This is a genomic window from Nakamurella sp. PAMC28650, from assembly GCF_014303395.1.
Lineage (GTDB): Bacteria > Actinomycetota > Actinomycetes > Mycobacteriales > Nakamurellaceae > Nakamurella.
Genome location: NZ_CP060298.1, coordinates 4999223 through 5014071, shown reverse-complemented (window position 1 = coordinate 5014071; position 14849 = coordinate 4999223). Strand labels below are relative to the sequence as shown.

Sequence of the window (14849 nt, the reverse complement as noted above, 5' to 3'; positions counted from 1 at the left end):
GCACCGGATGGTTAGCTGGCGCTCGTGCGCAACCGGCTCCAGATCCCCATTCGCTGTGCGGCCCTGATCGACGCCCCGGTCGGGTCGGTCCGGCGGGCCCTTGGCCGGTCCGAGGTCTGGACCAGGACGGCGCGGGCCGTCGGCGGGCGGCTCGAGGTGGCCGGCGATCCGGTCACCATGACGGCCGGAGGGCTGATCAGATTCAGTTCCGGACGCGGTCCTTCGGTGCTGCTCCGCATCCGGGAGGAAGCCGGACTGCCCGTGCTGGTGAGCCCGATGTTCCGGCGTCGTCCGGCGGTCGAGGTCCGCGTCGTCACGGCCGGGACCGGCGCCGGCACCCTGACCACCGTCGACATGTCGCTCTCCACCCCGGTTCCGCTGCTGAGCACCATGTTTCGGCCGGTCCTGATCCGATACGGGGAGATGCTCCTGGGCATCACCACTCTCGTGGCCAGGGAGCCGGTCCGGGTGGTGGCCGGCGCCGTGGTCAGCCAAGGAAAAGTCCTGCTGGCGCGACGTCTGTCGCCATCGGGGCAGTGGGAACTGCCGGGCGGCAAGGTCGAGCCGGGGGAGTCCGATCGGCAGGCGCTGCAGCGGGAACTATTGGAGGAACTTGCCCTGCACACCACCGTATCCGAACGAATCGGACCGGTGATCGAGGTCGAGCCGGGAGTAGAACTGCTCTGCTACCGGGCACGGATGACCGCCGACGAGGACGTCATCCTGACCGATCACGACGAATATCGCTGGGTCGGCCCGGATGAACTGGATGCTATCGATCTGCTCGAATCAGACCGGCAACTCGTTGCGCCGTTGCGCAAGACGCTCCAGAGCCGGCTGTGATGTCGCGATTGGACCGTCAATTCCGATCGTGACCGCTTTCGTCATCTCGACGACATATCAGTCGTGACAGGATGCGAGGAACGAGCTACCTCCCTCCCTCGACCCGGGGGAAAGGAGCCCCTCTGCATCTCCTGGGAGCAAACGTGGCAACTACCCACTCTCGCACCACCCGAACAGCGTTGCTGGCGGTCATCGCCGCTGGCGCGCTCGTGGTGAGTGCCTGTGGTTCCAGCTCCACCGCGACGGCCGGCGCAGGCAGCTCGTCCAGCGCCGGCTCGGCGACCTCCTCCGCAGCGCTGGTGGCACCGTCCTCCGGTGCTGCGTCCTCCGCGCCCGCGTCGTCCGGCCCCGCGTCGTCAGGTCCCGCGTCGTCCGGCCCGAAGACGTCAGGGCCTGCCACCTCGGCTTTCGTCGCTCCGAGCACGGCTGCCCCCACCTCGTTGACGCCGGCCATGATCTCGGCCGCGAAGGCAACGCTCACCGACTCGTCGTCGCTGACCATCTGCACCTCGCTGCCGTATCCGCCGTTCGAGGTCGACGACGGCACCGGCAAGATCGTCGGTTTCGACATCGACTTCATGAACTACGTGGCCAAGGACCTGGGCGTGGGCACGAAGGTCTCGGTGCAGCAGTTCACGGCCATCAAGTCCGGCCAGGCCACCAAGTCGAAGAAGTGCGACATCTCCGCTGCCGCCATGACGATCACCGCCGAGCGTCTGGCCGCCATCACCTTCTCCAACCCGTACTACGACGCCTCGCAGGCCCTGATGGTGCTGACGGCCAGTTCGGTCAAGTCGCTCGCTGATCTCAAGGGCAAGAAGCTCGGCGCCCAGACGGGCACCACCGGATTGATCTACGCGCAGAAGTACGAAGGTCAGTACGGCTACACCGTGCAGGAGTACCAGCAGATCTCGGACGAGGAGCAGGCGCTGCAGTCGGGCAAGATCGACGCGGCCATCCACGACCAGCCGGCGCTGAACGACTACTCCAAGCAGCAGAAGGGCAAGGTGAAGATCGTCGACAACTTCAACACCGGCGAGGAATACGGCTTCGGTGTGGCCTTGGGCAATACCGCCCTGGCCGCCGTGGCCAACTACGCCATCGCGCAGTCCAAGAAGGACGGCACCTACCTGTCCAGCTACGCGAAGTGGATCGGCGGCACGCCGCCCACCAAGTAAGGACGTCCCGGTCGGGGCCCGGGCGAGCAATCGCCCGGGCCCCTGCCGGTGTTTGCACCATCGGACCCGCAGAACAGGAGATGGCCAGTGACAGCACCTGCGAAGGCACCTGCTCCGACGCCCGCGAGACCGCAGAGTGGCATGACCAAGAAGCAGCGGGTCACGATCATCCGGACCGGTCAGTACGCCGTGATCGTGGTGATCGTCGTCATTCTCGCGCTGGTCGGCCACTGGAAGGATTTCAAGGTTCAATTCCTTGACTTCCACATCATGGAGCAGATTCTTCCGCGCCTGATCAAGACCGGGCTGATCAATACCGCGATCTACACGGTGATGGCGTTCATCTTCGGCCTTATCGTCGGGCTGATCATCGCCCTGATGCGGTTGTCCCAGGTCAGGTTGTATCGCTGGATCGCAACGATCTACGTCGAACTGTTGCGGGGTCTGCCGACGCTTCTCGTGCTCTACCTCCTGGCCTACGCCATCCCGACCATCTTCGGGAACAGCAATAAATTCTTCGGCAACTTCTACGTGCTGGTGACCCTCGGGCTGGGCTCGGTCGCCGCCGCCTACATGTCCGAGACGATCCGGGCAGGTGTCCAAGCGGTCCCGAAGGGTCAGATGGAGGCGGCCCGCACGCTCGGCATGCCCCCTGGCCGGGCGATGATCTCCATCATTCTCCCGCAGGCCTTCCGGATCATCATTCCGCCGCTGACCAACGAGGTCATCCTGCTGGTCAAGGACTCCTCGCTGGTGTACGCCCTCGGGTTCACCTCGACGCAATACGAGCTCACCTTCCTCGGCCAGACCGCAGCCAGCGGCGGCATCACCGGCATCGATGCGAACTCTTCGCCGCTGATCCTCGCGGGTGTGGCCTATCTGGTGATCACGCTTCCACTGTCGCAGGCCGTCCGTGCCCTGGAACGCAAGCAAGCGAAAAGGCGATGACCGATGACTGACACCTCCACCGATCTACCGGGCCAGGGAGCGATCTCGGTCCGCGGGTTGGTCAAGAAGTTCGGCGACGTCGAGGTGCTGAAGAACATCGACGTCGAGATCAAGAAGGGCGAGGTCGTCTGCATCATCGGGCCGTCCGGGTCGGGCAAGACGACGTTGCTCCGCTGCGTGAACCTGCTCGAGCAGCCGACCGCCGGCAGGATCATCGTCAACGGATTCGAAGTCACCGACAGCGAGTGCGACATCGATGCCATGCGCAAGAGCATCGGCATGGTGTTCCAACAGTTCAACCTCTTCCCGCACCTGTCGGTCCTGCAGAACCTGACGATCGCCCAGATCAGGGTGCTCAAGCGCGGCAAGGCCGAGGCGGAGAAGACCGCCATGCACAATCTCGAACGGGTCGGGATGGCCCACCGGGCCGCTGCCTACCCGCCCCAGCTCTCCGGTGGTCAGCAGCAGCGCATCGCCATCGCCAGATCGCTCTCGATGAACCCGGCCCTGATGCTCTTCGACGAGCCCACCTCGGCTCTCGATCCCGAACTGGTGGGTGAGGTGCTCGCCGTGATGAAGGGTCTGGCCAAGGAAGGCATGACGATGATGGTCGTCACGCACGAGATGGCCTTCGCCCGTGACGTTGCCGACCGCGTCATCTTCATGGACGGCGGATATGTCGTCGAAGAAGGCCCCGCCGAACAGGTCATCGGCCACCCTCAGCACGAGCGGACCAAGTCGTTCATGTTCCGGGTGCTGAACCCGACCCAGGTCCAGGAGGGCGACGAGTTCCCGGCCGCGGCCCTGGAGTCTGATTCGTAGCTGCCGCCGGGACTTACGCGAGCGCTGGACACCAATCTGCAGAGGGGCTTCGGCGGAGGCTGATCCGAACCGCGACAACGAGTGTGGACCGACTCGCTGCCGCTACCCTGCATTCTCGATCCTCGGCAGGGTCCCCCGATACACCCGGACTCGTAGCGTCCAGGCTCTGCTCGTAGCAGTGCCGGTCGTGCTACCAGTCGAATGGCGCAGCTACGAGTGCGATCACCACCGTTGTGCACACACTTCCAACCATCCACAAATCACCCGACGGCCCGGTGAGCATCGCCGTGCCGGGGTCAGATTTCCGTCATGACGACACCCGAATCGTGGACCGATCGACAAGTGCTGCTGGCGGGGGATCTCTCGCCGGGTCAGATTCGTGCGCAGACGCGTCACGGGCAGCTCCACCGTCTGCGTCCCGGTCGATACACGGACGGGTCGAACTGGCGAGCCTCCGATGCCGTCCAGCAGCACCGGATCCGAGCACTGGAATTGGGTCACTGGCTCGGCCAACGGGCGGCCATCAGCCACGAGTCGGCTGCCGTCCTGCACGGAATCCAGATGCCGCACACCGTGCTGGCCAGAGTGCATGCCACATGGCCCGCGAGCACCGGACGCAGCTCCACCGCCAACGTACGGCCCCATCGCAGTCAGCTGGACGGCCCGGATGTCGCGTGGCTGGAGGGAATTCAAGTCACGAGTCCGGCGCGAACGGTGTTCGACGTCGCCCGCTCCGCGCCGTGGTGGCGGGCGGTGCCGGTGGCCGATTCGGCATTGCAGCTCCGTCTGTGCTCGGTTGCGGATCTGGCAGCGGTGCTGGCGTCGAACACCCGCACGCCCGGCGCTTTCAGGGCGCGGCGGGTGATCGAGTTCGCCGATGGGAAGGCGGAGAGCGTCGGAGAGTCGATCTGCCGCTTGCAGTTCGCCCGGATCGGTCTTCCGGTCCCGAATCTGCAAGCTGTCGTCCCCGGTCTGGGCCCCGGGCACCAGGCGCGCGTCGATTTCGACTTTCCCGAACATTCGACCGTCTCCGAGTTCGACGGGATGATCAAGTACGGTCGCCTCCTCGATCCCGGACAGACCGCCGGCGATGTGGTCGTGGCGGAGAAGATTCGAGAGGACCGATTGCGGGATACGGGCCGTCAATGCGTGAGGGTGATCTGGGCCGACTCCAGGCAGAGCGAAGCTGTGCTTGCGCGGTTCCGCGCCGCGTTCCGTCGCTCCGGGTTCCCGGACTGGAAGCCTCTGCCTGGTCGCTTCCGGGACACCTGAGACGGGAAGTGAGGCACTCGTAGCGCCCCGGTCCAGCCCGTAGCGGCGCCGGCGATATGACGAGTGTCATCTCAATGCTACGAGTGGGCAGGGTGGCGCAGCCGGGTGCTCCGAGTGGGCAGGGTGGCGCAGCTGGCTGCTACGAGTGGGCAGGGTGGCGCAGCCGGGGCCTGTGACACAGTCGGCCCATCGCCCGACCAGGGGCGAGCCGGTGCGCCGGTAGACTGCGGGTGCTGCACTGCGTCGGAACTGACTCGGGTGGCTACCGTGGCCCTGCGCCGCGGCTTTTGTCATGCTTCCGGTCAGCACCACAGCCGGGGGTCCGGGCCGCCTTCAGGGGGTCACCGTCAAAGAGGAGTATTCCCGCTGTGGCTGTTAGGTCAGATCTGCGAAATGTCGCCATCGTCGCCCACGTCGACCATGGCAAGACCACCCTGGTCGACGCCATGCTGTGGCAGTCTGGCGCCTTCCGCGTCGGGTCGGCGCACACCGACCGGGTGATGGACTCCAACGACCTGGAGCGCGAGAAGGGCATCACCATTCTCGCCAAGAACACCGCCGTGCACCGCGGCGAAATGATCATCAACATCGTCGACACCCCCGGTCACGCCGACTTCGGCGGCGAGGTCGAGCGCGCGCTGATGATGGTCGACGGCGTCGTGCTGCTGGTCGACGCCTCCGAAGGTCCGCTCCCGCAGACGCGCTTCGTCCTGCGCAAGGCCCTCGAGGCCAGGCTGCCGGTGGTGCTGGTGGTCAACAAGACCGACCGCCCTGACGCCCGCATCGACGAGGTCGTCGACGAGACCTACGCGCTGTTCATCGACCTGGACGCCGACGACGAGCAGATCGAGTTCCCGATCGTCTACTGCGCCTCCCGCGCGGGCCGGGCCAGCCTGAACAAGCCGGCCAACGGCGAGATGCCCGACCACGAGAACCTCGACCCGCTGTTCGACGTCCTGCTCGAGGCCATCCCCGCCCCGTCGTACACCGAGGGTGCGCCGCTGCAGGCTCAGGTCACGAACATCGACGCGTCCCCGTTCCTCGGCCGGATCGCCATGTGCCGCGTCATCGAGGGCACCATCACCAAGGGTCAGCAGGTCGCCTGGATGAAACTGGACGGCACCGTCGTCCGCACCAGGGTCAGCGAGCTGTTGATCACCGAGGCCCTCGACCGGGTCCCGGTGGAGTCCGCTTACGCCGGCGACCTGATCGCCGTGGCGGGAATGGCCGACATCACCATCGGCGAGACCCTCGCCGACTCCGAGAACCCGGTCGCGCTGCCTCCGATCACGGTGGACGAGCCGGCCATCTCCATGACGGTCGGCATCAACACCTCCCCGCTCGCGGGCAAGGACGGCGGCAAGAAGCTGACCGCCCGTCAGGTCAAGAACCGTCTGGACCAGGAACTGATCGGCAACGTCTCGATCCGCGTCCTGAACACCGAGCGCCCCGACACCTGGGAGGTGCAGGGTCGCGGTGAGCTGGCCCTGGCCATCCTGGTCGAGACGATGCGCCGCGAGAGCTTCGAGCTGACCGTCGGCAAGCCGCAGGTGGTCCTGCGCGAGGTCGACGGCAAGAAGCACGAGCCGTTCGAGAAGCTGACCATCGACGTACCCGAGGAGTACCTCGGTGCCGTCACGCAACTGCTGGCCATCCGCAAGGGCCGGATGGAGTCGATGACCAATCATGGCACCGGCTGGGTCCGCCTGGAGTTCCACGTCCCGTCGCGTGGCCTGATCGGCTTCCGTACCGATTTCCTGACGGACACCCGTGGTACCGGTATCGCCAGCACCCTGTTCGACGGTTACGGCCCCTGGGCCGGTGCCATGCGGGCGCGCGCCAGTGGCTCGCTGGTCGCCGACCGTCCGGGCAAGGCGACCCCGTTCGCGATGCTCAGCCTGCAGGAGCGCGGCGCGATGTTCGTGCCGCCGACCACCGAGGTCTACGAGGGCATGATCATCGGCGAGAACTCCCGGGCCGACGACATGGACGTCAACATCACCAAGGAGAAGCAGCTCACCAACATGCGCAAATCCTCCTCCGAGGAACTGGTGCACCTGGTGCCGCCTCGGTCGCTCTCGCTGGAGCAGGCGCTGGAATTCTGCTCCGACGACGAGTGCGTGGAGATCACCCCGGTCGCAGCGCGCATCCGCAAGCTGGTGCTGAACGCAGGGGAGCGGGCCAGGACCCGCAGCCGCAACAAGGTCTCCACCTGACGCAGGGGTCGTGCACCCTAGGGTGAGGACATGAAAGACCGTGGAGGGCGACAGGTTCGCCGTCCACGGTCTTCCTTCTTCCACCGACATCGAGGCGCCGCCGGGCTCGCGCCGGCCGCCAGGCTGACAACCCTGGTGGCCCTGCTGGCCACAACCCTGCTGGCCGGCTGCACCCCGCCCGGCCTGCCGGCCCCGATCGCACCGGCGGCCAGTTCGGCGGGAGGCAGTTTCCCGGCGGTGGCGCCGTCCGTCACCATCGGTGTCGACGGAGCAGTCCAGGGCTTCAATCCGCACGCGATCTCGGACTACTCGCTCGCCGACTCCGCGGTGGCCGGCCTGGTGCTCCCGTCGGTGTCCTCCGTCGCGGCCGATGGCACCGTCACGCTGAACACCGACGTGGTCCGCAAGGCCACCGTGACCACCACACCCACCTCCACCGGTCCGTTCACCGTCACCTACACGCTGGACCGCAATGCCTCCTGGTCCGACGGAACCCCCATCACGGCCGAGGACTTCAGCTACCTGCGGGACCAGATGCTGGTCCAGCCGGGAACCGTCGACCCGGCGGGCTACCGACTGATCACCGGCATCGTCAGCAAGGACGCGGGGAAGACGGTCCAGGTGACGTTCGCCCAGGTCGTGGCCGACTGGAAGACGCTGTTCTCACCGCTGCTGCCCTCCCACATCCTGAAGGATTCCCCGGGCGGATGGACCGAGGGGCTGGCCGCCGGCCTCCCGGTGTCGGCCAATCGCTACAAGATGCTGGGCTACGACGCGGTGACCGGCGAGATCACCCTGGTCCGCAACGACAAGTACTGGGGGACGCAGCCCGGTCCCGGGACCGCAGTCGTGCGGATCGGGACGTCCGCCGCGCTGATCGCCGCGCTGCACCGGGGGGACCTGCAGGCGGTGTTGCTGCAGCCGAACGCGGCCGACCAGCAGACCCTGGGCGAGCAGGTACCGGCGAGCCGCAGAGTGGTGGTGCCGCTTCCGGGCACGGTCCAGCTCGTGCTCAACACCGTCACCGGAGCGACGGCCGACCTGCAGGTGCGGCGGGCAGTCGCAGCAGCGATCGACACCCAGGCCCTGCGCGTCGTGCTCGACGGCGGCAACACCGGCGGGGGAGCGGCGGCGAACTCCCTGGTGACCCTCGGTGCAGGTATCCCCGGCCCGACGGCAGGAACCTCGGCCGCACTCGCCGACCTGGCCGGTGCCGGCTATCACCGGGAGTCGCTGTACATGAGCAAGGGTGGACGGATCCTCCGTCTGGCCCTGACCTATTCGAGTCTGGACCCCCGGATGGCCGCCGCGGCGAAGTTGGTGCAGCGGCAACTCGCGGTCGTCGGGATCGAGGTCGATCTGGTCCGGGACGACCCGCGGACGATGGTCAACGGCCGGATGGCGCTCGGTGTGGGCGATCTGGGCCTGGTGATGGTGCCGCGGGGCCCGTCGGACGCGCTGGCGGCCGGATCTGCGTTCGGTTGCCCCTTGACGCCGACCGCCGGAACGCCGGTCAACCGAGCCGAACCGCTGCCGAGGGCGGGCAATCTCTCCGGCCTCTGCCTGTCCGAACTCGAGACGCTGCTGGCGCGATCCGCGACGGGCCAGGGGACACCGGCGATCGATCCGGTGGTCTCGGCTGCCCTGCCGGTGATCCAGATCAGTCGCCCGTCGGCGATATTCGCCGTTTCTGCGCCGCTGGCCCCGATCGCGGCCCGATCCGGCCCGGGTTGGGTGTTCTCGGGTCCGCTGGCAGGTCTGGCCAGCTGGCCCCTGCACTGAGAAACCTGTGGCCTACAGCCGCCTGACCTGGACATACCTCGGTGGTGAAGTGCATAGGCCGCAACATCTCCGGCCGGACCGGCTCTTCGAGGGAAGACCTTCAGCCAGCTATGAAAACCCCAGCTGATGTCCGATTGATGTTTCCCCGATGCTAACCACCGGTCACCTTTTGGTGACGATCACGGTTGTCGGCTGGCCCAGATGGTGAGAAGGTTCGTAAAGTCTGGCGGTCAGACACGACACGGTGGCTGCACAGTCCGCAGAATGCGACGGTCGATGGGGGCCGGCGTTGACGGGTTGCGCAGTGCCCTTCAGGAGGATCCTTCATGACAAGAACACGGGCAGTGACACTCACTGCCTTCGTCGCAGCATCGGCGTTGGTCTTCGCCGCGTGCACCAGCTCTCCCGGACAGGCCAGCCCCTCGTCCAGCTCCGCCACGTCGGCCGCCGGCTCCAGCGCGGCGGCGAGCAGCGGCTCGGCCAGCAGCGCCCCGGCGACGAGTGGCGCGGCGACCAGCGGCACGGCCACCAGTGGCGCAGGCGGCACCGGTGCTCCGTCCACCTCGACCCAGCCGGCGGGTGCGGACGGCTGCGGCAAGCCCCACGGTCCGTACACCGCGCCGGCGACCACGTCCGGAACGGTCTCCGTCGGCTTCAACGAGTTGTCGACCTCCTGGAACTCGCAGTCGGCACACGGCAACTCGACCTACAACGCCAACGCCCTGTACCTGACGCAGGCGCAGAACTGGTACTACGACAAAGATCTCAACCTGGTCAACAACGACTCCTTCATGACGTGCAAGGTGACGTCCAAGAGCCCGTTGACGATCGCGTACACCATCAACAAGGACGCGAAGTGGTCCGACGGTGTTCCGGTCACCGCCGAGGATCTGCTGATGACCTGGATCAGCAACAGTGGGAACTTCAACACCGGTGACCTCAAGACCGACAAGGACGGCAACCCGTTGCCGTCCACCCCGACCACGGTGGCCTTCGACTCCTCCAGTCCCGGCCTCGCTCTCGTCAAGGCCTTCCCGACCATCTCGGCCGACCACAAGACCTTGACCACCGTCTTCTCGCAGCCGTTCGTGGACTACCAGCTGAACCTGACGATCGGTGTCGCGGCCCACGCCGTGGCGGAGAAGGCCCTCGGCATCAAGGATCCGACAGCAGCCGTCGCCGCGCTGGTGAAGGCAGCCCAGACCAAGGACAAGTTGTCGCTGGCCAAGGTGGCCAACACCTGGAACACGGCGTTCGACTTCACCGCGATGCCGACCGACCCGTTGCTCTACCTGTCCAGCGGTCCGTACGTGATGTCGGACTTCAAGGCCAACCAGTTCCAGACCTTCAAGATCAACCCCAACTACACCTGGGGACCGAAGCCGGCCGTCGCCACCATCACCATCGCGTACGCACCCGACCCGACCGCGGCGGTCCAGTCGCTGGCCAACGGTGAGCTGCAGATCATCAACCCGCAGGCGACCGCGGACGTGCTCAAGGGCGCCACGGCGCTTTCGGGCCAGGGTGTCAAGGTCATCAACGGCAGCGGCGGCACCTACGAGCACGTCGACCTGGCCGAGAACAACAGCGGGCCCTTCGACCCCAAGACCTACGGTGGCGACGCCACCAAGGCGACCGAAGTCCGTACGGCGTTCCTGAAGACCATTCCGCGCCAGGACATCATCGATCGTCTGATCAAGCCGTTGAACCCGTCCGCCACCATCCGTGACTCGTTCACGCAGGTGCCGGGATCACCCGGGTACGCTCCCATGGTGGCCGCCAACGGGCTGAGTGCCTACGACAAGGTCGACCTCGCGGGCGCGAAGGCCCTGCTCGCCCAGGCCGGTGTCAAGACTCCGGTCAACGTGCGGTTCATGTACGCCGACAACAACCCCCGGCGTGCCAGTGAGTACCAGTTGATCGCCGCGTCGGCCAAGCAGGCCGGCTTCAACGTGATCGACGGCAAGAACGCCAAGTGGAGCAGCCAGCTGACGAACACCAAGATCTACGACGCCGTCCTGTTCGGCTGGCAGAACAGCACCACCGGTGTCGCGCAGAACCCGCCGAACTTCCTGAGCGGCGCAGCGGGCCAGAACAACTTCTACGGCTACAAGAACGCCGACGTCGACAAGTGGATGAACCAGCTGAACATCACCACCGACGCCGCCACCCAGACGAAGCTGCTGACCGAGACCGAGCAGCAGCTGGTCAAGGACGGGTTCGGGACGATCCTGTTCCAGTTCCCGGACATCACCGCGTTCGACACGAACAAGGTGACCGGAGTGGGTGGCATCGGCCTGGTGCCGGGCGTCTTCTCCAACTTCTGGGAATGGAAGATCGCAGGCTGATCGGATGATGTGGTAGACCGTCCTGGCCGGGACCCCTGGTGGTCCCGGCCAGGACGGCTTCGTGTTGCTGCAGACTTCTGATCGGGATCCACCTCCAGGCTGCCCCCGGGGCACGGAGGGGAACCAGCGCGAAAGGGACACCAGGTGCTCACCTTCATCGTGCGGCGCGTCATCGCCGCAATCTTCATCACGATCGGCGCGAGCTTCATCGCCTACATCCTGGTAGCCAACGCGGGTGACCCGCTGGGCGACGCCAGAGGTCTCCCTGCCGCCCAGCGCGGGCAGGCGATCGCGACCGTCACCGCGACATTGCACCTGGACGTGAATCCGGTCTTCCGCTTCTTCATCTGGCTCAAGGGAGTCAGCGGCTGTTTCGTCGGAAAGTGCGATTTCGGGCAGAACATCCAGCAGACGCCCGTGAACGGCCTGCTGAGTGCCGCCCTTGGTCAGTCGATCAAACTCATTCTGGCGTCGACGATCCTGGCCGTCATCCTGGGGATCGCCATCGGCGTGGTGTCGGCGCTCCGCCAGTACTCCGGCCTCGACTACGGCGTGACGTTCCTGGCGTTCCTGTTCTTCGCCCTCCCGGTGTTCTTCATCGGGGTGATCCTCAAGGACCTGCTGGCGATCCGGTTCAACACGTTCCTGGACACCGGGGGATCGTTCTCCTGGTCGGCCATCTTCCTGGTCTCGGCCGCCGTCGCCGTGATCGGATACTCCCTCGTTCCCGGAGAGATCCTCCGGCGTCTGACGATCGGCGCGATCATCTTCGTCGTCGCGCTGGTCGCGATGTACTACATCACCGTCGACCACTGGCTCGTGAACCCGTCTCTCGGACCGGTCGTCATCGCCGTGCTCTCGGTCCTGCTGGGTCTGGGCATCACCGTGCTCACGGCCGGGTTGTCGAACAAGAAGGCCCTCTACACCTCGATGACCGTCGTGGCCATCGGCGTCGCGCTGTGGTACCCGTTGCAGTACTGGCCTTTCCACAACGGCATGTCCTGGGCCAAGATGATTCTCATCCTGGTGATCGCGATTCTCGTCGGTGTCGGCGTCGGATACGCCTTCGGGGGCGACGACAAGGGTCTCTCCGCGCGCACTGGAGCGTTGACCGGTGCGGCGACCGGTTTCATCATCTTCGTGGACCGTCTGATGCGGGCATGGCAGAGCTACTCGAGCAATCCCGCGATCGCCGGACGGCCCATCCGGACGACCCTGCCCTCCACCCCCAACCTGCAGGGTGACTTCTGGATCCAGACCACCGACACGCTCACCCACCTCGTGCTGCCGACGATTACGCTGATGTTGATCTCGCTGGCCACGCACTCACGGTTCTCCCGGGCGAGCATGCTGGAGGTGATGAACCAGGACTACATCCGCACGGCCAGATCCAAGGGCCTGACCGAGCGGACGGTGGTCATGCGGCACGCCTTCCGCAACGCGCTGATCCCGATGGCCACCGTGGTCGCCTTCGACATCTCGGGTCTGATCGGCGGGGCCGTGCTGACCGAGCAGGTCTTCGGCTGGAAGTCCATGGGTTCGTTGTTCTCCCAGGGTCTGAGACAGGCCGACCCGAACCCCGTCATGGCCTTCTTCGTGGTGGGCGCCCTGATCGCCGTTCTTGCCAACCTTCTGGCCGACATCGCCTATGCGGCCCTCGACCCCCGGATCAGGCTGAGCTGACATGACCGAACACATGAGCCCGGATCCGAGCCGTGACGTCGTCCCGCTGGAGCCCGGCGAGAAGGGCACGCTGGAACAGCGCGAGGTCGCCGGCCTCTCGCAATCCCAGATCGTCCGGAAGCGATTCTTCCGGCACCGCGGCGCTGTCATCTCACTGACGGCACTGATCCTCATCCTGCTGCTGTCGGCGACCTCCATCGGATGGGGTCCGATCCCGGGATGGTGGCGGCACAACTACTTCGACGTCATCGCCCCGCCGGAAGGGGCGGGGGCCTCCCTGTCGATCTTCGGCATCGGAGGTCACGATTTCTTCTCGATGGGCCAGTACCCGTTCGGCGCGGACGGCCAGCACGGCCAGGACAACTTCGCACAGGTGATGCGGGGAATCCAGCAGACCCTGACCCTCGTGGTGATCACCGGGATCCTGTCCACCGTGGTCGGCGTGGTGCTCGGCGCGATCGCCGGCTACTACCGCGGCTGGGTGGACTCGCTGATCATGCGTTTCACCGACCTGATCATCACCCTGCCGGTGCTGCTGGTGACGGCCGTGCTCGGGTTCGTCTTCTCGGCACGGGGGGTCGTTTCGGTCGCGGTCGCGCTCGGTCTGCTGTCGTGGACCTCGATGACCAGGTTGGTCAGAGCTGAGTTCCTGACGCTGCGCGAGCGCGAGTTCGTCGATGCCGCCAAGGTGGCCGGCGCCTCGTCGGCCCGGATCATCTTCAAGCACATGATGCCGAACTCCGTCGGTGTCATCGTGGTCAACGCCACCCTGACCATCAGCAGCAGCATCCTGGTGGAGGCGGCGCTGTCGTTCCTCGGCTTCGGCATCCAGTACCCCGATGTGTCGCTGGGCTCGCTGATCTCGACCTACCAGGCGGCGATCCTGACCGGCCAGCCCTACCTGTTCTTCTGGCCGGGCATCTTCATCATCGTCATCGTGCTGTGCCTGAACTTCATCGGTGACGGTCTGCGCGACGCCTACGATCCACGGCAGAAGCGGATCCCGAAGGCCAGGGATCTGCGGAAGTCGAAGGAGATCGCCCGGTCGACCCTGGCTCCGGCCGAGGTCTGACGTCGATGCTCTCGATCGCCGCGAACGGACCAGCTGCCCCGACGTCAGAGCAGGGCGGACGCCGCACAGGCGAGCAGCAGGAGCGCACCGGCCACGATCGTCCTCCGATGCAGTCGGATCGGCGGTCGGCTGAACTCGAGGCGCGGATCGTCGAGGAAGCCGAGATCGCGGAGTTCCTCCCACTGGCGCCGCACCACTGCGGCGGCCGCGCCCGAGGCGCTGTCCGGATGGTCACCCGGGCGGATCGTGCCGTGCGGGCCGAAGGTGGACGGCGGCAGGCCGGACCCCGTTCGCCGGCTGATCAGGGTCGCGTTCATCCCCCCGGGCGCCGGGGCGGCCCAGGCCGGGAACTTGCCGTAGGCGGTGAACAGCGTCAGTGCCCACTTGGTGTCGATCCGCTGGATGGACGGCCAGGGCAGGTCGATCGTGCGCAGGACGTTCACCAGGTGCACCCCGGCGACGTCGACGGCCACCTGGGGTCGCCAGTACGCCGCCCAGACCGCGCCGGACAGCAGTGCCAGCCAGGGCGCCGCCCGCAGTCCGGCCGCGGGGCTCTGGATGAAGGCGGACAGGAGCGCGATCACCGACAACGTCCAGATCGCCGCGGTCAGCCATCGTCCGAAGGTCGGTCTGAAGGTCTGGGCCGTCGTCGGGTCGGTGGAGGACACTCGACCATGGTGACATG

11 protein-coding genes are annotated in these 14849 nt (G+C 66.3%); 10 read left to right on the top strand and 1 reads right to left on the bottom strand.

Annotated features, from left to right (window positions below; all coding sequences use genetic code 11):
• The first annotated feature begins 24 nt into the window (after positions 1-24).
• The 10 genes from H7F38_RS26310 to H7F38_RS22710 all read left to right on the top strand — a co-directional run bounded on the left by H7F38_RS26310 (position 25) and on the right by H7F38_RS22710 (position 14164).
• Positions 25-843 (top strand): (deoxy)nucleoside triphosphate pyrophosphohydrolase, encoded by an 819-nt coding sequence (locus H7F38_RS26310; RefSeq protein ID WP_305080145.1) that lies wholly within the window; start codon positions 25-27, stop codon positions 841-843.
• Between the two features lie 143 nt (positions 844-986).
• Positions 987-2021 carry an ABC transporter substrate-binding protein gene (locus H7F38_RS22750; protein ID WP_187091893.1) on the top strand — a complete coding sequence of 345 codons (1035 nt, stop codon included), beginning with the start codon at positions 987-989 and terminating at the stop codon, positions 2019-2021.
• 141 nt (positions 2022-2162) lie between these two features.
• Complete coding sequence (locus H7F38_RS22745) at positions 2163-2969, top strand: amino acid ABC transporter permease (protein WP_187091892.1); 807 nt, start codon at positions 2163-2165, stop codon at positions 2967-2969.
• Between the two features lie 3 nt (positions 2970-2972).
• Complete coding sequence (locus H7F38_RS22740) at positions 2973-3791, top strand: amino acid ABC transporter ATP-binding protein (RefSeq protein WP_187091891.1); 819 nt, start codon at positions 2973-2975, stop codon at positions 3789-3791.
• Positions 3792-4100: 309 nt separating this feature from the next.
• Positions 4101-5063, top strand: a complete 963-nt coding sequence (locus H7F38_RS22735; protein ID WP_187091890.1) for a hypothetical protein — start codon at positions 4101-4103, stop codon at positions 5061-5063.
• A 368-nt stretch (positions 5064-5431) separates the two neighbouring features.
• Positions 5432-7279 (top strand): translational GTPase TypA, encoded by a 1848-nt coding sequence (gene typA / locus H7F38_RS22730; protein WP_187091889.1) that lies wholly within the window; start codon positions 5432-5434, stop codon positions 7277-7279.
• Positions 7280-7309: 30 nt separating this feature from the next.
• Complete coding sequence (locus H7F38_RS22725) at positions 7310-9061, top strand: ABC transporter substrate-binding protein (RefSeq protein ID WP_187091888.1); 1752 nt, start codon at positions 7310-7312, stop codon at positions 9059-9061.
• A gap of 326 nt (positions 9062-9387) precedes the next feature.
• Entirely contained in the window at positions 9388-11409 is a 2022-nt protein-coding gene (locus H7F38_RS22720; RefSeq protein ID WP_187091887.1) for an ABC transporter family substrate-binding protein, read from the top strand.
• A gap of 144 nt (positions 11410-11553) precedes the next feature.
• Positions 11554-13092, top strand: coding sequence for an ABC transporter permease (locus H7F38_RS22715; RefSeq protein WP_187091886.1), 1539 nt, complete (start codon positions 11554-11556; stop codon positions 13090-13092).
• 1 nt (position 13093) lies between these two features.
• Positions 13094-14164, top strand: a complete 1071-nt coding sequence (locus H7F38_RS22710; RefSeq protein ID WP_222618273.1) for an ABC transporter permease — start codon at positions 13094-13096, stop codon at positions 14162-14164.
• Between the two features lie 44 nt (positions 14165-14208).
• On the opposite strand, the gene H7F38_RS22705 is transcribed toward H7F38_RS22710, so the two are convergent.
• Positions 14209-14832, bottom strand: coding sequence for a PH domain-containing protein (locus H7F38_RS22705; protein WP_187091885.1), 624 nt, complete (start codon positions 14830-14832; stop codon positions 14209-14211).
• Positions 14833-14849: the final 17 nt, after the last annotated feature.